A 22,279-nucleotide genomic window follows, 5' to 3' on the forward strand; every position below is an offset into this window, starting at 1 on the left:
CTGCTGTACTCTTTTCCATTACAAGCCTTAATACGCTTGCCTAAGAAACATTGCCGCCATGAAGTTTATCATTAAATTGTTCCCTGAAATCACCATCAAAAGCCAATCTGTGCGTTTGCGCTTTATTAAAATTCTCACCGGGAACATTCGTAACGTTTTAAAGCACTACGACGAAACCCTCGCCGTGGTGCGCCACTGGGACCACGTTGAGGTTCGTGCGAAAGACGAAAACAAACGTCAGGATATTCGCGACGCGCTGACCCGTATTCCGGGGATCCACCATATTCTGGAAGTGGAAGATGTCCCGTTCAGCGATATGCACGACATCTTCGAAAAAGCGCTGGTTCAGTACCGCGATCGGATCGAAGGCAAAACCTTTTGCGTGCGCGTGAAGCGTCGCGGTAAGCACGACTTCAGCTCCATTGAAGTGGAACGTTACGTTGGCGGCGGTTTGAACCAGCACGTTGAGACGGCGCGCGTGCGTCTGACCAACCCGGACGTGACCGTTAATCTGGAGATCGAAAACGATCGCCTGGTGTTGGTGAAAGGCCGCTATGAAGGTATCGGCGGCTTCCCGATCGGGACTCAGGAAGATGTTCTGTCCCTGATCTCCGGCGGCTTCGACTCCGGCGTCTCCAGCTATATGCTGATGCGCCGCGGCTGCCGCGTACACTACTGCTTCTTCAACCTGGGCGGCGCGGCGCACGAAATCGGCGTTCGTCAGGTGGCGCATTACCTGTGGAACCGCTTCGGCAGCTCTCACCGCGTGCGTTTCGTGGCAATCAATTTCGAACCGGTGGTCGGCGAAATCCTTGAGAAAGTGGACGACGGTCAGATGGGCGTTGTCCTCAAGCGTATGATGGTGCGTGCGGCATCCAAAGTGGCTGAACGCTACGGCGTGCAGGCGCTGGTCACCGGTGAAGCGCTGGGGCAGGTCTCCAGCCAGACGCTGACCAACCTGCGCCTGATCGACAACGTGTCTGATACCCTGATCCTGCGTCCGCTGATCTCCCATGACAAAGAGCACATCATCGATCTGGCGCGCGAAATCGGTACCGAAGATTTTGCCCGCACCATGCCGGAATACTGCGGCGTGATCTCAAAAAGCCCGACCGTCAAAGCGGTGAAGGCGAAGATCGAAGCGGAAGAAGAGAACTTCGATTTCAGCATTCTGGATAAAGTGGTGGAAGAAGCGTCCAACATTGATATCCGCGAGATCGCCCAGCAGACCGAGCAGGAAGTGGTAGAAGTGGAGACCGTGAGCGGTTTCGGCGCGAACGACGCGATTCTGGATATCCGCTCTATTGACGAGCAGGATGACAAGCCGCTGCAGGTTGACGGCGTCGAAGTGGTTTCTCTGCCGTTCTACAAGCTGAGCACGAAGTTTGGCGACCTCGACCAGAGCAAAACGTACCTGCTGTGGTGTGAGCGCGGGGTGATGAGTCGCCTGCAGGCGCTGTATCTGCGCGAGCAGGGCTTTGCCAATGTGAAGGTGTATCGTCCGTAGTTTCTCGCCCGGTGGCGCTTCGCTTACCGGGCCTACGGTACCGTGCATTTGTAGGCCGGGTAAGGCGTAGCCGCCACCCGGCTTTTTTTATGCACTACTCTTCATAGTAATTATAAATCCCCGCTGGCATCACCAGCGATGACGCGACTTCGTACGCCTTCTCGCGCCCGACCAGCAGGTCGATAATCTTTAAGCCAAAATCAATCGCGGTGCCCGGGCCCTGGCTGGTCAGCAGGTTGACGCGGGGATCCCAGACGACGCGCTTGTCCACCCATTGATCTTCCGGAATGGTGTCTTTCAGCCCCGGGAAGCCGGTCATGTTGCCGATGGGGAAGATATCGTGTGGAACCAAAACCGTTCCGGCGGCGGCACAAATGGCGGCGACGATGCGGCCGGATAAATGGAACTGACGCACGGTCTCAACCAGCAGCGGGCTGTCACGAAAACATTCCGCGCCTTTCAGCCCACCGGGCAGCACGATGATGTCGTAATCTCCGTCAGCCACCTGTACCAACGGTGCATCTGCAAGGATTTTCACCCCGCGTGAACAGGTGATTGCCAGATTACCGTCGCTGGCGACGCTGGCGGTGGTGACCTTAATGCCGCCGCGCACCATCAGATCGATGGTGGTGACCGCTTCCATCTCTTCGCTACCAGGGGCGAGGCAGATCAGTGCCGACGCGCTCATATTCACTCTCCTTACGTTTAACCAGGTCATACAGACGGGCGTTTTCCGGCACCGCGATGCCGTGCGCGCGGGCGCGTTTTAGCAGATATCCCGTAATGTAGTCGATCTCCGTGTGGCGTAATGCCCGAACATCCTGCAGCATCGAGGAGATGTTCTCAGCTGTACTCTCAATAACCTGCTCGACATAACAGCGCAAATCGTCTGCTGAGGTATGCAAGCCTTCCCGCTCAACGACCGCCGCGACTTCTGCACAGAGGGACGCCACCTCCTGCGGATGGTTTTTCAGTTCACCGTTCGGGCAGTTCCACAGCGCCGTCAGCGGGTTGATCACACAGTTAACGGCCAGCTTGCGCCAGAGTTGAGGGCGAATGTGGTTATGCCAGGCCACGTCCGGGAGCACCTTCTGCAGCACATCGGCAAGATAGCTGTAGTCCCCATCCTGCGTTCTGGCAGGCCCGATGTGCGTCACGCCGCTGGCGACATGCACGATGATGTTGCCGTCGCGGCGCGCAGCGTGGGTGGTCGTTGCCATCAGCAGGGGCTGCGGAACGCTTTTCAGCTCATCCAGGGTTCCCATGCCGTTATGCAGCAGCAGTATGGGCGAAGTGGGGGGGAGCTGCGCGGCCAGCGTTTTTACCGCGTCTGAGACCTGCCACGCTTTAAGCGTCACCAGTAAAAGGTCGCTTTGCGCCAGGAAATCAGGATCGTTCGCGGTGAGGGATTCGTTAAAGATGCTTCCGTCTTCACCAATCAGGTTTACACTGCAATAAGGCTGGGGCACGCGCAGCCAGCCCTGAACCTCATGTCCGTGCTTGCACAGTGCGGTCAGCCACAGCTGACCAAGCGCTCCGCATCCGAGCACCGTAATTTTCATTGTTCCTCCTCACCTGCAACTGCGCCAGGTGTTACAGCTTAATTATACAGCTAAGCTTCTGTTGAGTTATGCCTCGTAGCGGGTATTATGCAACGCAACAAAAGTGAAGGGAGAAGAAAAGATGCCATCTTTCGATATTGTTTCCGAAGTTGATATCCAGGAAGTTCGCAACGGCGTTGAGAACGCAACCCGCGAAGTTGAGTCACGTTTCGATTTTCGTGGCGTTGAGGCGTCGTTTGAGCTGAACGACGCAAATAAGACCATTAAGGTGCTGAGCGAGTCTGATTTCCAGGTGAATCAGCTGCTCGACATTCTGCGCGCCAAGCTGTTGAAGCGCGGCATCGAAGGGACCTCCCTGGACGTGCCGGAAGAGTTCGTCCACAGCGGCAAAACGTGGTTTGTTGAAGCGAAGCTGAAGCAGGGCATCGAGAGCGCGGTGCAGAAGAAGATCGTGAAGCTCATCAAAGACAGCAAGCTGAAGGTGCAGGCGCAGATCCAGGGCGAGGAAATTCGCGTGACCGGTAAGTCCCGCGACGATCTGCAGTCCGTGATGGCGCTGGTGCGCGGCGGCGATCTGGGACAACCGTTCCAGTTTAAAAACTTCCGCGACTAATATAAAAAGCCCGGTTTACCTGGGCTTTTTTTCACGCTTTCAGCGCCTGCTCGACCTCAAAGCGGTTGGTCACCTTGCTGTCAATTTTGACGTAAGCGCTGCGCTCTTCGGGAACAATCAGCACCTCCGTGACCCCTTCTTTTGCTTCCAGACGCTGTTTCAGCGCGTCGCTAATCTCCACATCATCCGGGATTTCTACGCGCAGGCTGCTCACGTAGCGCGGCTCTTTCATGGTGCCGGCAACCAGCAGCCAGACTGTCGCCAGCAGCGCGCCCGCGAGAAACACGGTTTGTGAATCAAACAGGCCGTCGACCCAGCCGCCAAGCGAGCCGCCGATCGCCACGCCGAGGAACTGGCTGGTGGAGTAAATACCCATCGCCGTGCCTTTGTAACCGGCGGGGGACTCTTTGCTGATCAGCGACGGCAGCAGGGCTTCCATCAGGTTAAACGCCAGGAAGAACAGCTGTACCCCGGCAATCAGCTCCCAGAAGTGCGGGCCGGCGCCCCAGAGCACGATCTCGGCAATCAGCAGGAGCGCCACGCAGCCCACGAAGACGCGCTTCATTTTGCGCTTCACTTCGGCGTAGATGATGAACGGCACGACGGAGACAAACGAAATCAACATCGTGACCAGATAGATTTTCCAGTGCTCAGCCGCCGGGAAACCCGCTGCGGCAAGCTGGCCGGGAAGGGCGACAAAGGTCGACATCAGCAGAATGTGCAGGCACATAATGCCAAAATTCAGCTTAAGCAGGCGCGGCTCGACAATCACTTTGCTGAAGCAGCCTTTTACCATGCCGGATTCACGGTTCAGAACGTGGTTTTTGCTGTCCGGCACCACCCACAGGGTTAAGGCAATGCCGAGGGTTGCCAGCACGGCAATCATCCAGAACAGGGCGTGCAGGCCGAGCGCATGGGTGATTATCGGGCCCAGCACCATCGCAATCGCAAACGTCACGCCAAAGCTGACGCCGATAAAGGCCATGGCTTTGGTGCGGTTCTGCTCGCGGGTTAAGTCTGACAGCAGCGCCATCACCGCGGCGGCAATCGCGCCGGAGCCCTGCAGGGCGCGGCCAAGAATAATCCCCCAGATGGAGTGGGAGAGGGCGGCAATGACGCTTCCGAGCACAAAGACCAGCAGCCCGCCGACAATCAGCGGTTTGCGGCCCACCCGGTCAGAGAGCAGGCCAAACGGGATCTGGAACACCGCCTGCGCCAGACCATAAATGCCAATGGCGAGGCCAATCAGCGCCTCGCTGGCCCCCTGCAGCGCCATACCGTATGTGGTCAGAACAGGCAGGACCATAAACATGCCAAGCATCCGTAGCGAGAAGACAGTCCCTAAGCCCCAGGTCGCGCGTAGCTCGCCTGGCGTCATTTTATAATCGTTCATTACCACCTCAGTTCAAAAGCAGGCCATAGTGTAGTGCGGGGAAGGGGCGGGGTAAATAAAGGGTTATTTAACAAATATTACATGCGTTATTAATGGATTTTATGAATAAAAAAGGGTGCCGAAGCACCCCTTTATTTACCTGTTGTGGCTTACCAGACGTAAGTCAGCAGGTTATGTGAATCTGGCACCATGAAATCCACGGACATCATCACGGACAGCGAGGTGATGGCCACAATCGAGAACACAAACAGCTTGCGCGCCCAGACTTTGTCATCTTCCACTTTGTAACCGCGCAGCGCCATGCCGAGCCACCAGACGCTCACCGCAGCCGCTACCGCCAGATATTTGTATCCGGCGTAACCACCCAGAGAGAGCATCAGCGTTGCCACGGCAAAGGCGATGATGTACAGCGTGATGTGGTTCTTGGCAACGGAGATGCCCTTCACGACCGGCAGAACCGGGATGTTCGCTGCCTGATAATCCTTAAAGCGGAAAATCGCGATGGCATAGGAGTGCGGCATCTGCCACAGGCTAAAGATAGCCAGCAGGATCAGCGCACCGCTATCGAACTCGTTCGTAACCGCGCAGTAGCCAATCACCGGCGGCGCAGCGCCGGAGAGAGAACCAATCAGCGTGCCGTAGACGGAGTGACGTTTCATATACAGGCTATAGATGCCCACATACACCACGAACCCCATCACCCCCAGCCAGCAGGCCAGCGGGTTAGCACCAAACCACAGCAGCATAAAGCCAGCAATACCCAGCAAGGTGGCGTACACCAGCGAGACGGAAGGGGCAATCAGGCCTTTAACCAGCACCCGATTTTTGGTCCTTTCCATCTTCTTGTCGATATCCATGTCGATGTAGTTGTTAAATACACAACCGGACGCAACCACCAGTGACACACCGACCAGCGTGTAAATAAAGAGGGTGTAATCAATGCTGCCTTTAGAGGCCAGCAGGAACCCTCCGATTACGGAGATCAGGTTGCCAAAGATGATGCCTGGTTTCGTGACTTGCAGGTATTGCTTAAACATACTCGCCGCTCTTAGTGAACCATCATGTTGTAGTTAAGGTTCCACATAATCCAGATGGAACCGACTACCAGGATAGCGATGATAATCACGGTAAAGATAAAGGCCGTCATGTTCCAGCCTTCATCGGACTTGGTGTTCATGTGCAGGAAGCAAACCAGATGCACCAGAATCTGAATCACCGCGGTCACCAGGATTGCGCCCAGGATAACCGGCTTAGATGCAGAACCGTTCATCACCATCCAGAACGGGATCACCGTCAGAATGATCGACAGGATGAAACCTGTCATGTAGGTTTTTACGCTGCCGTGGGAAGCGCCATGATCGTTAGAATGACTCATTACATCGCCCCCATCAGATAGACAACAGAGAACACACAGATCCACACCACGTCCAGGAAGTGCCAGAACAGGCTCAGGCACAGGATACGGGTACGGTTAGTACTGGTCAGGCCGCGACGGGAGATCTGGAACATCAGTACTGCCATCCAGATCAGACCGGAGGTCACGTGCAGACCGTGGGTGCCGACCAGCGCGAAGAACGCAGACAGGAAGCCACTGCGATCCGGGCCGAAGCCTTCCATGATCAGGTGATGGAATTCATAGATTTCCATCCCGATAAATCCAGCACCAAACAGCCAGGTCAACGCCAGCCAGGAGACAACCTGGCTCTTGTTGTTTTTGTACATGGCAATAGCCGCCATGCCGTAGGTGATGGAGCTGAATAACAGCAGTGCGGTTTCAACCAGAACGAACGGCAGTTCAAAGATGTCCTTGCCGGTCGGGCCGCCCGCTGTGCCGTTCACCAGAACGGCATAGGTCGCGAACAGACAGCAGAACAGAATGCAGTCGCTCATCAGGTAGATCCAGAAACCGAAGACTTTGGTCGGTCCTGTATCGTGGTGCGCATGTTCATGCGCGTGGGCAGTTGAGTGCGCCAGAGTATCAGTTGCCATTTTTCAGCCCCGCTTTAGAAATCTCGTCGAAATGCTGATTTTCCAGCTTTTCAACTTCACGGACTGGTACGTAGTAGTCCACGTCCTCGTCAAAGCTCTTCACAATCCAGCTGATTACGATGCCAGCAAAGCCAACAATCGCCATCCACCAGATGTGCCAGATCATTGCGAAACCAAATACCGTTGCGAAGGCGGCAATCACGATGCCCGCACCGCTGTTTTTCGGCATATGGATCTCTTCGTAATGAGCAGGTTGCTTGTACGCTTCACCTTTTTCTTTCATTTCCCAGAATGCGTCGCGTTCATGAACCTGAGGCACGATGGCAAAGTTATAGAAAGGCGGTGGAGAAGAGGTCGCCCACTCCAGCGTACGGCCACCCCATGGGTCACCGGTCAGGTCACGGTTCTGGTCGCGGTCGCGAATAGACACGTAGAACTGAATCAGCTGAGACGCGATACCACAGGCAATCAGCACGGCACCGCCCGCTGCAACCATCAGCATTGGGTGGAACTGCGGATCGATCTGCTGGCTCAGACGACGGGTCATACCCATGAAGCCCAGCACGTACAGCGGCATAAAGGCGACGAAGAAGCCGATGATCCAGAACCAGAACGCGCGTTTACCCCATTTTTCATTCAGCGTGAAGCCGAACGCTTTTGGCCACCAGTAGGTTACGCCAGCGAAGCAGCCGAAGACCACGCCACCGATGATAACGTTATGGAAGTGCGCAATCAGGAACAGACTGTTGTGCAGAACGAAGTCAGCACCCGGTACCGCCAGCAGTACGCCGGTCATCCCACCGACGGAGAAGGTCACGATGAAGCCGATGGTCCACAGCATTGCTGAGTGGAACACGATACGGCCCTGATACATGGTGAACAGCCAGTTGAAGATCTTCACCCCGGTCGGGATGGCGATAATCATGGTGGTAATACCGAAGAAGGCGTTTACGTTCGCGCCCGCACCCATGGTGAAGAAGTGGTGCAGCCAAACGATGAACGACAGAACGGTAATACACACGGTTGCCCACACCAGAGAGGTGTAACCAAACAGACGTTTACGCGAGAAGGTTGCCGCGATTTCGGAGAACACACCGAATACAGGCAGAACCAGGATGTAAACTTCCGGGTGACCCCATGCCCAAATCAGGTTGATGTACATCATCATGTTGCCACCCATATCGTTCGTGAAGAAATGGGTGCCCAGGTAGCGGTCCAGGGTCAGCAGCGCGATGGTAACAGTCAGAATTGGGAAGGACGCAATAATCAGGATGTTGGCGCACAGAGATGCCCAGGTAAATACCGGCATCTTGAACATGGTCATGCCAGGGGCACGCATCTTGATAATGGTCACGAAGAAGTTGATACCGGTCAGGGTCGTACCGACACCGGAGAGCTGAAGCGCCCAAATCCAGTAGTCGACGCCAACGCCCGGGCTGTACTCAATTCCTGACAGCGGTGGGTAAGCCAGCCAGCCGGTCTGCGCGAATTCGCCCACACCCAGTGACAGGTTAACCAGAATAACGCCGACAACGGTGAACCAGAAGCTCAGGTTGTTCAGGAACGGGAACGCAACGTCGCGCGCGCCGATTTGCAGCGGAACGACCACGTTCATCAGACCGATAACCAGCGGCATCGCCACGAAGAAGATCATGATAACGCCGTGGGCGGTAAAGATCTGGTCGTAGTGGTGCGGTGGCAGGAAGCCGGCTTCACCCGCAGACGCGAGCGCCTGCTGGCTACGCATCATGATCGCATCCGCAAAGCCACGAATTAACATGACGATACCGACGATGCAGTACATGATACCGAGTTTTTTGTGGTCAACCGAAGTCAGCCACTCATTCCACAGGTAGCTCCACTTACCGAAGTAAGTGATCAGGCCAACTAAGGCCGCGCCACCGATGATAATTGCAGCCACCGTAACCATGATAATCGGTTCATGGTAGGGCACTGCATCCAGTGTCAATTTTCCGAACATTTTCTTCCTCGGCCCCTTAGTGAGCGGTTTCCGCGTGGCTCATGTCCATGCCTTCCATACCTTCGTGCGCGCTGTGCTCGCCTTCTGGCTGGGTCATGTCCATGCTCTTGCCGTGATCCATAAATTTGCCAATAACGTCTTTGAACAAATCAGGCTTCACGTTAAAGAAGTACTCCACCTTGTTGTATTCGCTAGGTGCAGCCACTTTTTCGAACGCCGCCATGTCAGACATGGTGTTTGGAGACTGTTTCGCTTTTTCAACCCACTGGTCGAAAGCGGCACGGTCTGGCGTTGCAATAGCTTTGAACTTCATACCTGAGAAGCCCGGGCCGCTATAGCTGGCGGAGATACCATCGTAGGTGCCTGCTTCATTCGCGATCAGATGCAGGTTAGTCTGCATACCGGCCATCGCGTAAATCTGGCTACCCAGACGCGGGATGAAGAAGGAGTTCATTACGGAGTTGGAGGTCACTTTGAACTGAACCGGAGTGTTCGCCGGGAAGGCGATTTCATTCACGGTAGCAATGCCCTGCTCTGGATAGATGAAGAACCATTTCCAGTCCATGGAGACCACTTCAATGGTAATCGGTTTTTCATCGTGAACCAGCGGCTTGCTTGGCTCAAGTGCGTGAGTGGTTTTCCAGGTCAGTACGGCAAGGAACAGGATGATCAGGATAGGTACCGTCCAGACCACAGCTTCCACTTTGTTGGAGTGTGACCAGTTCGGGCTATACTTCGCATCTTTATTGCTCGCACGATACTTCCAGGCGAAACCAACAGCCATCAAAATGGCTGGAATAACCACAATCAACATCAGGCCAAAAGCCGTCAATATCAGTGAACGTTGTTCCAGTCCAATCTGTCCTTTGGGGTCTAGTAGTGCAGAATCACAGCCACTGAGTAATACAGTGCCTGCGAATAATGACAACCATCCCAAACTTTTATTGTATTTCCTGAGTCTCATTTAACGACCTCAATTCCACGGGAGTCTGGTGGCGTTTAAAGTGTGCGGGCATTTTACGGGAAGGTTACATTACTGTAAACATCATTAGGCCTGTGTCAGGAAGGTGTTACCGGGTTCTGCCGCACGTGTCACAAGTGTTGCAAATTATGTCGGTTTTTATGACCGAAGCCGCATGAGATGGGCTTTATAACGAAAGGACCCCCAAGCATACCCTAAAAGGGACAATTGGTATAACCATTGTTAAAAATAAACAAAAAATTAACAATTAATTATCAATAAAAAGACATCTAAAAAACGAAAAATCAAACTATCGCATGCTGAATCGTTTAATGAAAAATAGCGTTTTGGAACCAGAGCCAATAATTTCCAAATCCTATCCCGCACAAAACAACAAATATTTTTTTTAGTCGATGGTGGCTATTTCACCGTTATAATTTCGGTTGGTGATTACAACGGGAAATAACCTTTCGCATTTTTCTTCAGGTCAGCCGCGTTTTCCGCAACGCCATGAAATCGAGCAGACCGCCCGTCAGGATCCCAACGATGGCCAGCAGGGCTCCGGCGTCCAGCAGAAGGGTCTCAAAGGGGAGCGCCAGTGGTGTGCTGGCATTAATAATGAGCACGATAAGCCAGAGTGCCAGCGCAACGCAGCCCATCATTAACAGACGTAACGCAAAACGGTAGGCGCGGTGATATTCCGTTCGTGGCATAAAGTGTTCGGTCCGCTGGGTATATTCCAGCGTCTGGCGACAGACCAGCAACAATAAAATCCCCGGCACGGCAGCCACCACGGAGAAAAGATAAAACGTTGGCCAACCGTGGGCTTCCACAAACCAGCCGGCAATCGGACCTACGTAAACGCGGCCAACGGCAGAGAGCGCCGAGAGCAGCGCGAACTGCGTGGCGGAAAATGACTTGTTGCACAGGGTCATCAGCAGGGCGACAAAGGCTGCTGTCCCCATACCGCCGCAGAGATTTTCGAAGAACACCGCAGCGGCCATGCTGATCATATGTTTGTCGGTAATCGACAGCAGCCAGTAGCCCGCGTTAGAGGCGCCCTGAAGAATACCGAAGATCAGCAGTGCGCGGAACAGCGTCAGGCGCTGCATCAGCACGCCACCGTAAAGTGCCCCGACAATGGTCGCAAACAGCCCCAGCGTTTTATTCACTACCCCCACTTCACCGGCATCAAAACCGACACCGCGGATCAGGAAGGTGGTGGTCAGGCTCATGGCAAAGGCGTCGCCAAGCTTATAAAGGACGATCAGCAGCAGGATCAGCCAGGCGTTGTTGCGGCCAAAGAAGTCGCGCAGCGGTTCCGCCACGGCCTGCTCCAGCGAGCGGGGAACCGAAATAACGTCGCTCGGTTCGGGGGCAAAGAGCGTGGCGATAATGCAGGGGATAAGCAGGGCGGCCATTAGCCAGTACATGCCCTGCCAGCCGAGGTAACGGTCGGCCAGCCACAGCGCCAGCCCGCCGGAGACCAGCATCCCGAGGCGATAGCCCAGCACGCTGATGGCCGCACCGGCACCGCGTTCTTCCGCTGGTAACACGTCCGTCTTCCAGGCGTCGAACACGATATCCTGAGAGGCGGAACAGAAGGCAATCACCACCGCAAGCGCGGCCATCCAGCGCAGCTGCGTGGTGGGCTCAAGAAACCCCATCGCCGCGATGGCCAGCAGCAGCAGGACCTGCGTCATCACCAGCCAGCCGCGGCGACGCCCGAGGAACGGCGGCGTATAGCGATCCATTACCGGCGACCACAGGAACTTGAAGACATAGGCCTGACCGACAAGCGAGAAGAAACCAATGGTTTTGAGATCGATGTTCTCGACCGTCATCCACGCCTGAAGCGTGCCGGAGGTGAGCGCGAGGGGTAAACCCGAGGCAAAGCCGAGGATCAGCAGAATCGCTGATTTCGGTTGCTGGAAAATGCGTAAGTAATGGCTGGACATGTTCTTATAAGACTGACCCGGTGTTACACCGGGTCAGTGAGCAGGATTAACGTGCGTTCTGCTTGATAAAGTCGTGGATGCTGGTGTCCTGCGCCATATCGGCGATGGTATCGGTCAGCACGCTGTTAACGGCGTTAGCAATGTTCTGGTTGGATGCCTGGAACGCACCTTCAACAGAGTAGCTCGCGCGGTAGTTTTTGGTCATCTTGTTGCCATTCTTCGCGGTGGCAATGATGGCGATATCCGCTTTGGTGGCGATATTGTAGCGCACGTTGCCCTGTGACACGTCAGCGTACAGGTTGTTAACGATGATCTGCAGATCAACTGCACCGCTTGGGCCGATCATATAGCCGCGAGCGGTCATTTGTTTCTCCAGCACTTCCTGCAGCAGGAAGCGCAGGTCACGGGACGCGGTGAGCGTCACCTGCTGGTTATCGCGGGTCACTTTTGCCAGCGCCTGATCCTGACGCTGATCGGCACCGTTAATGCTCACGGTGACGCCCATCAGGCTTGGGTCCTGCTGAGGCAGGGTGATTTTTGGTGAGACATCAATGGTGGTAGGCGGGGTAGCACAGCCTGCCAGCATAAAAAGGGCTACCAATGGAAAGAAGAGTTTTTTTAACATTTTTAAGTTCTCACGAATCGTAAGCATAATAGAGAGAAAAATTGCCGCCATCATAACATCGCCAACGGTCAGGGGAAGTGGTCAACGCATGTAAATTCATCGTCTTGTCTGAAAACTGACCAGCTCACTCATTTTCTCCTTTCACGGATGATAAAAGGTATGAGCCTCACAGTTAACTTCATTCGTTTGAATGAGAAAATCGGACGAAAGCTAAATATTTGTTGTCAATGTGTAATGGAAACGGTAAAAGCGGCTAATATTTAAAGGGATGGGTGACATCCTGGCGTTGTCGGAGGAGTAATTTCATGATGATACGTGAGCATATAGAAGATAAATTAAGGGCAGCGTTCAACCCTGTGTTCCTCGAAGTCGTCGACGAAAGCTATCGTCATAACGTACCGGCAGGTTCTGAAAGCCACTTTAAAGTGGTTCTGGTTAGCGATCGCTTCACGGGAGAACGTTTCCTGAACCGACATCGCTTGATCTACAGCACCTTGACGGAAGAGCTCTCCACGACCGTGCATGCGCTGGCACTGCATACCTATACCATTAAGGAATGGGAAGGCTTGCAGGATACGGTTTTCGCATCGCCGCCCTGTCGCGGTGCAGGCACTATCGCCTGATAAATCGGATTTGCAACGGCTGGAGCTTTTCCAGTATGTTGCTTACAGATTTCCTCAAAACGGCCTTAGGGCCGTTTTGTTTTGTCTGAGTTTTGAGCGGATGGTGCGATTTTAAGGCTAAAAATAGCCTTAAAGTGTGAAAAAAGCCGCAGCAACATGCCCCAACCGTTCTCGACTCACCTAAGTGATGCCGCTATAATGCCGCGTCTTATTGAATGTCTTCGGGATGATTCTGGCGACAGGGAATGTGAATCTGCACTAAGAGAGCATCCCGGTATAACAGACAGATTCAGAGTTGACCGAGCACTGTGATTTTTTTGAGGTAACAAGATGCAAGTTTCAGTTGAAACCACTCAAGGCCTTGGCCGCCGTGTAACGATTACTATCGCTGCTGACAGCATCGAAACTGCTGTGAAAAGCGAGCTGGTCAACGTAGCAAAAAAAGTACGTATTGACGGCTTCCGTAAGGGCAAAGTACCAATGAATGTTGTTGCTCAGCGTTATGGCGCTTCCGTGCGTCAGGATGTGCTGGGTGAACTGATGAGCCGCAACTTTATCGATGCGATCATCAAAGAAAAAATCAATCCGGCCGGTGCGCCAAACTACGTTCCAGGCGAATACAAACTGGGCGAAGACTTCACCTACTCCGTAGAGTTTGAAGTGTATCCGGAAGTTGAGCTGAAAGGTCTGGAATCTATCGAAGTTGAAAAACCGATTGTCTCCGTGACTGACGAAGACGTTGACGGCATGCTGGACACCCTGCGTAAGCAGCAGGCGAACTGGAAAGAGAAAGAAGGCGCTGTTGACGCGGAAGACCGCGTAACCATCGACTTCACCGGTTCTGTAGACGGCGAAGAGTTCGAAGGCGGCAAAGCGTCTGACTTCGTACTGGCAATGGGCCAGGGTCGAATGATCCCAGGCTTCGAAGACGGTATCAAAGGCCACAAGGCTGGCGAAGAGTTCACCATCGACGTGACCTTCCCGGAAGAGTACCACGCTGAAAACCTGAAAGGTAAAGCAGCGAAGTTCGTCATCAACCTGAAGAAAGTGGAAGAGCGCGAACTGCCAGAACTGACTGAAGAGTTCATCAAACGTTTCGGCGTGGAAGACGGTTCTGTTGCTGGCCTGCGTACCGAAGTACGTAAAAACATGGAGCGCGAGCTGAACGGTGCTGTGCGTAACCGCGTGAAGTCTCAGGCGATCGAAGGTCTGGTGAAAGCCAACGAAATCGACGTTCCTGCTGCACTGATCGACAGCGAAATCGACGTTCTGCGCCGTCAGGCTGCACAGCGTTTCGGTGGCAACCAGCAGCAAGCGATGGAACTGCCGCGCGAGCTGTTCGAAGAGCAGGCAAAACGCCGCGTTGTGGTTGGCCTGCTGCTGGGCGAAGTGATTCGTACCCACGAGCTGAAAGCTGACGAAGAGCGTGTGAAAGGCCTGATCGAAGAGATGGCTTCTGCATACGAAGATCCATCAGAAGTGATCGAGTTCTACGGTAAGAACAAAGAGCTGATGGACAACATGCGCAACGTTGCCCTGGAAGAGCAGGCGGTTGAAGCGGTACTGGCGAAAGCGAAAGTGACCGAAAAAGCGACCTCTTTCAACGAACTGATGAACCAGCAGGCGTAATTTCGCCCCAACGGTTTAAAGTTTGAACAGAAAACCCGTTGCCTTGCGGCAGCGGGTTTTTTTTATCGCAGCCAGAGCCCAGGAAGAGTGCTAAAACGCCCTTTCGGTGTTAGCGTAACAACAAAAGGTTGTTATGCTTGAAATAGGGCACTGTGAACCCCATAAGTACGTAATCATGATGAATGAGACTGGCTGATAATCCGTCCGTAAGGTTACAATCAGTACAGCAGGTGTTTTCAATTTTGATCCAGGAGACGGAAATGTCATACAGTGGCGAACGAGATAACTTTGCACCCCATATGGCTCTGGTGCCAATGGTTATTGAACAGACCTCACGTGGTGAGCGTTCTTTTGATATCTATTCCCGTCTGCTCAAGGAACGCGTTATCTTTCTGACCGGCCAGGTGGAAGACCACATGGCTAACCTGATCGTGGCGCAGATGCTGTTTCTGGAAGCGGAAAACCCGGAAAAAGACATTTACCTGTACATTAACTCCCCGGGTGGCGTGATTACCGCAGGGATGTCCATTTATGACACCATGCAATTCATCAAACCGGATGTCAGCACGATCTGTATGGGTCAGGCCGCATCTATGGGTGCGTTCCTGTTAACCGCAGGGGCGAAGGGTAAGCGTTTCTGCTTGCCGAATTCCCGCGTGATGATTCACCAGCCGCTGGGCGGTTACCAGGGGCAGGCGACGGATATCGAAATCCACGCCCGCGAAATCCTGAAAGTAAAAGCGCGCATGAATGAACTTATGGCGCAGCATACGGGTCAACCTCTCGAGCAGATCGAGCGCGATACCGAGCGCGATCGCTTCCTCTCTGCTTCAGAGGCAGTTGAGTACGGCTTAGTCGACTCCGTGTTGACCCATCGTAATTGATGCCCGCGACGCGAGTGTGCCGCTATACTAAGGTAGGGCGGCACGCTGCTTGATGCAGCTTGCGTCTTAGAATGGCATTTGCGTCGTCATGTGCGGCACAAAGAACTTAAAAAGAGGTTTGGACTCATGACAGATAAACGCAAAGATGGTTCGGGCAAACTGCTGTACTGCTCTTTTTGCGGCAAAAGCCAGCATGAAGTGCGTAAACTGATTGCCGGGCCGTCCGTGTATATCTGCGACGAATGCGTCGATTTATGTAACGACATCATTCGCGAAGAGATTAAAGAAGTCGCACCGCACCGTGAGCGCAGCGCGCTGCCAACGCCGCATGAAATTCGTCATCACCTTGACGACTACGTCATCGGCCAGGAGCAGGCCAAGAAAGTGCTGGCGGTAGCGGTCTATAACCACTACAAACGCCTGCGTAACGGCGATACCAGCAATGGCGTGGAACTGGGTAAAAGTAACATTCTGCTGATCGGCCCAACCGGTTCCGGTAAAACGCTGCTGGCTGAAACCCTGGCGCGTCTGCTTGATGTTCCGTTCACCATGGCGGATGCCACCACCCTGACCGAAGCCGGTTACGTGGGTGAGGACGTCGAAAACATCATCCAGAAACTGCTGCAGAAGTGCGATTACGACGTACAGAAAGCCCAGCGCGGGATTGTTTACATTGATGAGATCGACAAGATCTCCCGTAAATCCGACAACCCGTCCATCACTCGTGACGTATCGGGTGAAGGCGTACAGCAGGCACTGCTGAAGCTGATCGAAGGTACGGTTGCCGCCGTTCCGCCACAGGGTGGTCGTAAACATCCGCAGCAGGAGTTCCTGCAGGTTGATACCTCCAAGATCCTGTTCATCTGTGGCGGTGCCTTTGCTGGTCTGGATAAAGTTATCTCTCACCGTGTCGAAACCGGCTCCGGCATTGGTTTTGGCGCAACGGTGAAATCCACATCCGAAAAACCGAACGAAGGCGAGCTTCTGGCACAGGTTGAACCAGAAGATCTGATCAAATTCGGTCTGATCCCTGAATTCATCGGTCGTCTGCCGGTTGTGGCTACGCTGAATGAGCTGAGTGAAGAGGCGCTGATCCAGATCCTGAAAGAGCCGAAAAATGCGCTGACCAAGCAGTATCAGGCGCTGTTCAATCTGGAAGGGGTTGATCTGGAATTCCGCGACGAAGCGCTGGATGCGATTGCCAAAAAAGCAATGAGCCGCAAAACCGGCGCGCGTGGCCTGCGTTCTATCGTTGAAGCGGCACTGCTCGACACCATGTACGATCTGCCGTCGATGGAAGACGTTGAGAAAGTGGTGATTGACGAGTCGGTCATCAGCGGTCAAACCAAACCGCTGCTGATTTACGGCAAACCGGAAGCCCAGCAGGCATCTGGCGAATAATTCACCAAATCATACAAGCAGTTAATCAAAAAGGGGGGATTTTATCTCCCCTTTACTTTTTCCGTATTCATAGCGTTGAATGTGTGGGAAACATCCCCATATACTGGATACATGTTAATGGTTATGTGAAGCACAGTGACATGACCAGCTTACCTGGCGGACACTAACTAAGAGAGAGCTCTATGAATCCTGAGCGTTCTGAACGCATTGAAATCCCCGTATTGCCGTTGCGCGATGTGGTGGTTTATCCGCACATGGTCATACCCTTATTTGTAGGGCGGGAAAAATCTATCCGTTGCCTCGAAGCCGCTATGGATCATGATAAAAAAATCATGCTGGTGGCGCAGAAAGAAGCATCGACGGATGAGCCGGGTGTAAACGATCTTTTCACCGTCGGGACCGTGGCCTCTATTTTGCAGATGCTGAAGCTGCCTGACGGCACCGTGAAGGTGCTGGTAGAAGGCCTGCAGCGTGCGCGTATTACCACTCTGTCAGACGACGGCGAACACTTCTCTGCGAAGGCAGAGTACCTTGATTCGCCTGAACTTGATGAGCGCGAACAGGAAGTGCTGGTTCGCACCGCGATTAGCCAGTTTGAAGGCTATATCAAGCTGAACAAGAAAATCCCACCAGAAGTGCTGACGTCGCTGAACAGCATCGACGATCCTGCACGTCTGGCGGACACCATCGCTGCACACATGCCGCTGAAGCTGGCTGACAAACAGTCCGTGCTGGAAATGTCCGACGTTAACGAACGTCTGGAATACCTGATGGCGATGATGGAGTCTGAAATCGATCTGCTGCAGGTTGAGAAGCGCATTCGCAACCGCGTCAAAAAGCAGATGGAGAAATCTCAGCGTGAGTACTATCTGAATGAGCAAATGAAGGCCATTCAGAAAGAGCTGGGCGAGATGGACGACGCGCCGGACGAAAACGAAGCGCTGAAGCGCAAGATCGACGCGGCGAAGATGCCGAAAGAGGCGAAAGAGAAAGCGGAAGCAGAACTGCAGAAGCTGAAAATGATGTCTCCGATGTCGGCTGAAGCGACCGTCGTACGCGGCTACATTGAGTGGATGGTGCAGGTTCCGTGGAACGCCCGCAGCAAGGTCAAAAAAGACCTGCGTCAGGCGCAGGAGATCCTGGATACCGACCACTACGGCCTGGAACGCGTGAAAGACCGCATTCTTGAGTACCTCGCGGTACAGAGCCGTGTAAACAAAATTAAAGGCCCGATTCTGTGCCTGGTAGGACCGCCGGGGGTGGGTAAAACCTCTCTTGGCCAGTCCATCGCTAAAGCGACCGGACGTAAGTATATCCGTATGGCGCTGGGCGGCGTACGCGATGAAGCGGAAATCCGCGGTCACCGCCGTACCTACATCGGTTCTATGCCGGGTAAACTGATCCAGAAGATGGCGAAAGTGGGCGTTAAAAACCCGCTGTTCCTGCTCGATGAGATCGACAAAATGTCGTCGGACATGCGTGGTGACCCTGCGTCTGCGCTGCTGGAAGTGCTTGATCCAGAACAGAACGTGGCGTTCAGCGATCACTACCTGGAAGTGGATTACGACCTGAGCGACGTGATGTTCGTGGCGACGTCGAACTCCATGAACATTCCGGCGCCGCTGCTGGACCGTATGGAAGTGATCCGTCTCTCCGGCTATACCGAAGACGAGAAGCTGAACATCGCGAAACAGCACCTGCTGCCGAAACAGATTGAGCGTAACGCGCTGAAAGCCAACGAGCTGACCGTCGAGGACAGCGCGATTATTGGCATCATCCGCTACTATACCCGTGAAGCGGGCGTGCGTAGCCTTGAGCGTGAAATCTCTAAACTGTGCCGTAAGGCGGTGAAACAGCTGTTGCTGGATAAGAGCCTGAAACACATCACGATTAATGGTGATAACCTGCATGCCTATCTCGGCGTTCAGCGCTTCGACTATGGTCGCGCGGATAACGAAAACCGCGTTGGCCAGGTCACCGGTCTGGCATGGACGGAAGTGGGCGGCGATCTGCTGACCATCGAAACCGCCTGTGTACCGGGTAAAGGCAAGCTGACCTATACCGGCTCGCTGGGTGAAGTGATGCAGGAGTCCATTCAGGCGGCGCTGACCGTGGTGCGCGCGCGCGCGGAGAAACTGGGTATCAACCCGGATTTCTACGAAAAACGCGACATCCACGTACACGTACCTGAAGGGGCGACGCCGAAAGATGGTCCAAGCGCGGGTATTGCCATGTGTACCGCTCTGGTTTCTTGCCTGACAGGTAACCCGGTGCGTGCTGATGTGGCAATGACCGGTGAAATCACCCTGCGCGGTCAGGTTCTGCCAATCGGTGGCTTAAAAGAAAAACTGCTGGCGGCGCATCGTGGTGGGATCAAAACCGTATTGATCCCTTACGAAAACAAACGCGATCTGGAAGAGATTCCGGACAACGTGATTGCCGACCTGCAGATCCATCCTGTTAAGCGAATTGAGGAAGTACTTAGTCTCGCATTGCAGAATGAACCGTCAGGAATGCAGGTTGTAACCGCAAAATAGTGACCTCGCGCAAAGAGCGTCAATAAAAACAAGGCTGGTAAGTCATTTCGCACTTGCCAGCCTTTTTTTGTATAGCTAATTTAGATTGCTGATTAGGTCAGCCATCAACAACGGGTGTTGTAAGGTCATGGCAGGCCTGATATAACTGCTGCGCGGTCGCGTTGTGAAGGATTCAGGCGCGATATAAATTATAAAGAGAGGAAGAGAACAGTGAATAAATCTCAACTGATTGACAAAATTGCTGCTGGTGCTGATATTTCTAAAGCTGCAGCTGGACGTGCGTTAGATGCATTAATTGCTTCTGTTACTGAATCTCTGCAGGCTGGGGACGACGTTGCACTGGTAGGCTTCGGTACTTTTGCTGTTAAAGAGCGTGCTGCCCGTACTGGCCGCAACCCTCAGACCGGTAAAGAGATCACCATTGCTGCCGCTAAAGTGCCGGGTTTCCGTGCAGGTAAAGCGCTGAAAGACGCAGTAAACTGATTGCTTTCCCGTTTCAGGGAAGCCGGATAGTACAAGGGCGCATCTTTTGATGTGCCTTTTTTGTTTGTCCAGACCTGATTTGTGCGAGTTTATGCGAGTTGTGGGCTGACAATCGCCCCGTTTTCTTGTCACAATACGACTTTACGCGCGACGGGCAGGATTTTCCGTCAGCGTCAGGTAACCAGTCACCTACAGCGGAGTGTTGTTACACCATGATGGACAGCTTACGCACGGCTGCTAACAGTCTCGTGCTCAAGATTATTTTCGGTATCATTATCGTGTCGTTCATATTGACCGGCGTGAGCAGTTACCTTATTGGCGGTGGCGCGAACTATGCCGCAAAAGTGAATGGCCAGGAGATCAGCCGCGGCCAGTTCGAGAATGCTTTTGCCGGTGAACGTAACCGTATGCAGCAACAGCTGGGCGACCAATTCTCTGAACTGGCAGCAAACGAAGGGTATATGAAGACCCTGCGTCAGCAGACGCTGAACCGTCTTATCGACGAAGCGCTGCTGGATCAGTATGCCAAAAAACTCGGCCTTGGCATTAGCGATGAGCAGGTGAAAAAAGCCATCTTCTCCACGCAAGCCTTCCAGTCTAACGGTAAATTCGACAACGCGCGTTACAACAGCATCGTCAACCAGATGGGGATGACGGCCGATCAGTACGCGCAGGCGCTGCGTAACCAACTGACCACCCAGCAGCTCATCAATGCCGTTGTTGGCACCGATTTCATGCTCAAAGGCGAAACGGATGAACTGGCTGCGCTGGTGGCGCAGCAGCGCGTTGTACGTGAAGCGACCATTGATGTTAACGCCCTGGCGGCGAAACAGCAGGTGAGCGACGCTGACATTAACGCCTGGTACGAGCAGAACAAGAATACCTTTGTTTCTCCTGAACAGTTCCGCGTGAGCTACATCAAGCTGGATGCGGCTGCGCTGCAGGAAAGCGCGTCTGACGCGGAAATCCAGTCTTACTACGACCAGCATCAGGATCAGTTCACACAGCCGCAGCGTAACCGCTACAGCGTGATTCAGACCAAAACCGAGGCTGATGCCAAAGCGGTACTGGATGAGCTGAACAAAGGCGCTGATTTTGCGACCGTCGCGAAAGCGAAATCCACCGACATTATCTCTGCGAAAAACGGCGGCGATATGGGCTGGCTGGAAGACGCGACCACGCCGGACGAGCTGAAAAATGCCGGTCTGAAAGAGAAAGGCCAACTGTCTGGCGTCATTAAATCCTCCGTAGGTTTCCTGGTCGTGCGTCTGGACGACATCACCGCGGCGAAAACCAAGCCGCTGGCTGAGGTTCGTGACGATATCGCGGCAAAAGTGAAGCAGGAAAAAGCGCTGGATGCCTACTATGCGCTGCAGCAGAAAGTGAGTGATGCTGCCAGCAACGACAACGAATCTCTGGCGGGTGCCGAGCAGGCGGCTGGGGTGAAAGCGGTTGAGACGGGTTGGTTTGGTCGTGACAACCTGCCGGAAGAGCTGAACTTCAAACCGGTTTCTGATGCCATCTTCAACGGTGGTCTGGTTGGTGAGAACGGCACGCCGGGCAGTAACTCAGACATCATTACCGTCGATGGCGATCGTGCGTTTGTGCTGCGCGTCAGCGAGCACAAGCCAGAAGCGGTCAAACCGCTGGCGGACGTGAAGGATCAGGTCGTCGCTCAGGTTAAGCACAACAAAGCGGAACAGCAGGCGAAACTGGATGCTGAGAAGATTCTGGCCGATCTGAAAGCGGGTAAACAGGACGCGCTGAAAGCGACTGGCCTGAGCTTCGGTGAAGCGAAAACGCTGAGCCGTACTGGTCAGGACCCTATCAGCCAGGCCGCGTTTGGCCTGACTCTGCCGGCGAAAGACAAGCCAAGCTTCGGCACCGCTACCGATATGCAGGGTAACGTCGTTCTGCTGGCGCTGGATGAAGTGAAAGCCGGCACTCTGCCAGACGCGCAGAAGAAGGCGATGGTCCAGGGGATTACCCAGAACAATGCCCAGATTGCCTTCGAAGCCATGATGAGCAACCTGCGTAAAGAGGCCAAAATTAAGCTGGGCGATATCATTACTCAGCAGCAATAATTACGTATCTGCTCGCAGATTTTCGCAACGCTCTGCAATAATTAAAGGC

General features: G+C 53.8%; 19 protein-coding genes. 9 read left to right on the forward strand and 10 right to left on the reverse strand.

What is annotated here, in order from left to right:
- The first annotated feature begins 58 nt into the window (after window positions 1-58).
- A complete protein-coding gene (thiI, locus tag PI91_RS07650) occupies window positions 59-1,507 on the forward strand; it encodes a tRNA uracil 4-sulfurtransferase ThiI (RefSeq protein ID WP_039265832.1) in 1,449 nt (482 codons plus the stop codon).
- 94 nt (window positions 1,508-1,601) lie between these two features.
- Here the strand turns inward: thiI and yajL are convergent, their stop codons facing one another.
- The gene (gene yajL, locus PI91_RS07655; RefSeq protein ID WP_008503329.1) at window positions 1,602-2,195 is read right to left on the reverse strand and encodes a protein deglycase YajL; all 594 of its coding nucleotides are present in this window, start codon (window positions 2,193-2,195) and stop codon (window positions 1,602-1,604) included.
- Window positions 2,158-3,069, reverse strand: a complete 912-nt coding sequence (gene panE, locus PI91_RS07660) for a 2-dehydropantoate 2-reductase (protein WP_008503328.1) — start codon at window positions 3,067-3,069, stop codon at window positions 2,158-2,160. The genes yajL and panE overlap by 38 nt, the downstream gene beginning before the upstream one ends.
- Window positions 3,070-3,190: 121 nt before the next feature.
- On the opposite strand from panE, the gene PI91_RS07665 reads away from it, so the two are divergent.
- The gene (locus tag PI91_RS07665; protein WP_008503327.1) at window positions 3,191-3,682 is read left to right on the forward strand and encodes a YajQ family cyclic di-GMP-binding protein; all 492 of its coding nucleotides are present in this window, start codon (window positions 3,191-3,193) and stop codon (window positions 3,680-3,682) included.
- A 31-nt stretch (window positions 3,683-3,713) separates the two neighbouring features.
- Here the strand turns inward: PI91_RS07665 and PI91_RS07670 are convergent, their stop codons facing one another.
- From PI91_RS07670 to PI91_RS07705, 8 genes are all read right to left on the reverse strand, one after another.
- A complete protein-coding gene (locus PI91_RS07670) occupies window positions 3,714-5,075 on the reverse strand; it encodes an MFS transporter (protein WP_008503326.1) in 1,362 nt (453 codons plus the stop codon).
- A 149-nt stretch (window positions 5,076-5,224) separates the two neighbouring features.
- Window positions 5,225-6,112 carry a heme o synthase gene (gene cyoE / locus PI91_RS07675; protein WP_039265834.1) on the reverse strand — a complete coding sequence of 296 codons (888 nt, stop codon included), beginning with the start codon at window positions 6,110-6,112 and terminating at the stop codon, window positions 5,225-5,227.
- 11 nt (window positions 6,113-6,123) lie between these two features.
- The gene (locus PI91_RS07680; protein WP_006809888.1) at window positions 6,124-6,450 is read right to left on the reverse strand and encodes a cytochrome o ubiquinol oxidase subunit IV; all 327 of its coding nucleotides are present in this window, start codon (window positions 6,448-6,450) and stop codon (window positions 6,124-6,126) included.
- A complete protein-coding gene (locus PI91_RS07685) occupies window positions 6,450-7,064 on the reverse strand; it encodes a cytochrome o ubiquinol oxidase subunit III (protein ID WP_008503324.1) in 615 nt (204 codons plus the stop codon). The genes PI91_RS07680 and PI91_RS07685 overlap by 1 nt, the downstream gene beginning before the upstream one ends.
- Window positions 7,054-9,045 (reverse strand): cytochrome o ubiquinol oxidase subunit I, encoded by a 1,992-nt coding sequence (gene cyoB / locus PI91_RS07690; protein WP_008503323.1) that lies wholly within the window; start codon window positions 9,043-9,045, stop codon window positions 7,054-7,056. Before cyoB ends, PI91_RS07685 begins: the two co-directional genes overlap by 11 nt.
- 16 nt (window positions 9,046-9,061) lie before the next feature.
- Complete coding sequence (gene cyoA, locus PI91_RS07695) at window positions 9,062-10,009, reverse strand: cytochrome o ubiquinol oxidase subunit II (protein WP_039265835.1); 948 nt, start codon at window positions 10,007-10,009, stop codon at window positions 9,062-9,064.
- A 479-nt stretch (window positions 10,010-10,488) separates the two neighbouring features.
- Window positions 10,489-11,964, reverse strand: coding sequence for a muropeptide MFS transporter AmpG (gene ampG, locus PI91_RS07700; RefSeq protein WP_039265837.1), 1,476 nt, complete (start codon window positions 11,962-11,964; stop codon window positions 10,489-10,491).
- A 46-nt stretch (window positions 11,965-12,010) separates the two neighbouring features.
- Window positions 12,011-12,589: a lipoprotein gene (locus PI91_RS07705; RefSeq protein ID WP_023310568.1), complete on the reverse strand. Its 579-nt coding sequence runs from the start codon at window positions 12,587-12,589 to the stop codon at window positions 12,011-12,013.
- 305 nt (window positions 12,590-12,894) lie between these two features.
- Between PI91_RS07705 and bolA the strand changes: the two genes are divergently transcribed.
- The 7 genes from bolA (at window position 12,895) to ppiD (ending at window position 22,230) form a co-directional block, all read left to right on the forward strand.
- Window positions 12,895-13,212 (forward strand): transcriptional regulator BolA, encoded by a 318-nt coding sequence (gene bolA, locus PI91_RS07710; RefSeq protein ID WP_021241655.1) that lies wholly within the window; start codon window positions 12,895-12,897, stop codon window positions 13,210-13,212.
- Window positions 13,213-13,542: 330 nt separating this feature from the next.
- Window positions 13,543-14,841 (forward strand): trigger factor, encoded by a 1,299-nt coding sequence (gene tig, locus PI91_RS07715; protein WP_008503318.1) that lies wholly within the window; start codon window positions 13,543-13,545, stop codon window positions 14,839-14,841.
- Window positions 14,842-15,101: 260 nt separating this feature from the next.
- On the forward strand, window positions 15,102-15,725 hold the full coding sequence (clpP, locus tag PI91_RS07720; protein WP_008503317.1) for an ATP-dependent Clp endopeptidase proteolytic subunit ClpP: 624 nt from the start codon (window positions 15,102-15,104) through the stop codon (window positions 15,723-15,725).
- Window positions 15,726-15,851: 126 nt separating this feature from the next.
- Entirely contained in the window at window positions 15,852-17,126 is a 1,275-nt protein-coding gene (gene clpX, locus PI91_RS07725; RefSeq protein ID WP_008503316.1) for an ATP-dependent protease ATP-binding subunit ClpX, read from the forward strand.
- 182 nt (window positions 17,127-17,308) lie between these two features.
- Entirely contained in the window at window positions 17,309-19,663 is a 2,355-nt protein-coding gene (lon, locus tag PI91_RS07730; RefSeq protein ID WP_008503315.1) for an endopeptidase La, read from the forward strand.
- Window positions 19,664-19,873: 210 nt separating this feature from the next.
- Entirely contained in the window at window positions 19,874-20,146 is a 273-nt protein-coding gene (gene hupB / locus PI91_RS07735) for a nucleoid-associated protein HU-beta (protein ID WP_002444653.1), read from the forward strand.
- 212 nt (window positions 20,147-20,358) lie between these two features.
- Window positions 20,359-22,230: a peptidylprolyl isomerase gene (gene ppiD, locus PI91_RS07740; protein WP_039265838.1), complete on the forward strand. Its 1,872-nt coding sequence runs from the start codon at window positions 20,359-20,361 to the stop codon at window positions 22,228-22,230.
- Window positions 22,231-22,279 lie beyond the last annotated feature (49 nt).

The organism is Enterobacter sp. FB (assembly GCF_000805795.1).
GTDB lineage: Bacteria > Pseudomonadota > Gammaproteobacteria > Enterobacterales > Enterobacteriaceae > Enterobacter > Enterobacter roggenkampii.

Coding starts and splice junctions, on each gene's coding strand:
- clpP (WP_008503317.1), top strand. CDS start 15,102: ATGTCATACAGTGGCGAACGAGATAACTTTGCACCCCATATGGCTCTG.
- tig (WP_008503318.1), top strand. CDS start 13,543: ATGCAAGTTTCAGTTGAAACCACTCAAGGCCTTGGCCGCCGTGTAACG.
- ampG (WP_039265837.1), bottom strand. CDS start 11,964: ATGTCCAGCCATTACTTACGCATTTTCCAGCAACCGAAATCAGCGATT.
- panE (WP_008503328.1), bottom strand. CDS start 3,069: ATGAAAATTACGGTGCTCGGATGCGGAGCGCTTGGTCAGCTGTGGCTG.
- lon (WP_008503315.1), top strand. CDS start 17,309: ATGAATCCTGAGCGTTCTGAACGCATTGAAATCCCCGTATTGCCGTTG.
- yajL (WP_008503329.1), bottom strand. CDS start 2,195: ATGAGCGCGTCGGCACTGATCTGCCTCGCCCCTGGTAGCGAAGAGATG.
- bolA (WP_021241655.1), top strand. CDS start 12,895: ATGATGATACGTGAGCATATAGAAGATAAATTAAGGGCAGCGTTCAAC.
- PI91_RS07665 (WP_008503327.1), top strand. CDS start 3,191: ATGCCATCTTTCGATATTGTTTCCGAAGTTGATATCCAGGAAGTTCGC.
- clpX (WP_008503316.1), top strand. CDS start 15,852: ATGACAGATAAACGCAAAGATGGTTCGGGCAAACTGCTGTACTGCTCT.
- PI91_RS07680 (WP_006809888.1), bottom strand. CDS start 6,450: ATGAGTCATTCTAACGATCATGGCGCTTCCCACGGCAGCGTAAAAACC.
- cyoA (WP_039265835.1), bottom strand. CDS start 10,009: ATGAGACTCAGGAAATACAATAAAAGTTTGGGATGGTTGTCATTATTC.
- ppiD (WP_039265838.1), top strand. CDS start 20,359: ATGATGGACAGCTTACGCACGGCTGCTAACAGTCTCGTGCTCAAGATT.
- PI91_RS07705 (WP_023310568.1), bottom strand. CDS start 12,589: ATGTTAAAAAAACTCTTCTTTCCATTGGTAGCCCTTTTTATGCTGGCA.
- PI91_RS07670 (WP_008503326.1), bottom strand. CDS start 5,075: ATGAACGATTATAAAATGACGCCAGGCGAGCTACGCGCGACCTGGGGC.
- PI91_RS07685 (WP_008503324.1), bottom strand. CDS start 7,064: ATGGCAACTGATACTCTGGCGCACTCAACTGCCCACGCGCATGAACAT.
- thiI (WP_039265832.1), top strand. CDS start 59: ATGAAGTTTATCATTAAATTGTTCCCTGAAATCACCATCAAAAGCCAA.
- cyoB (WP_008503323.1), bottom strand. CDS start 9,045: ATGTTCGGAAAATTGACACTGGATGCAGTGCCCTACCATGAACCGATT.
- cyoE (WP_039265834.1), bottom strand. CDS start 6,112: ATGTTTAAGCAATACCTGCAAGTCACGAAACCAGGCATCATCTTTGGC.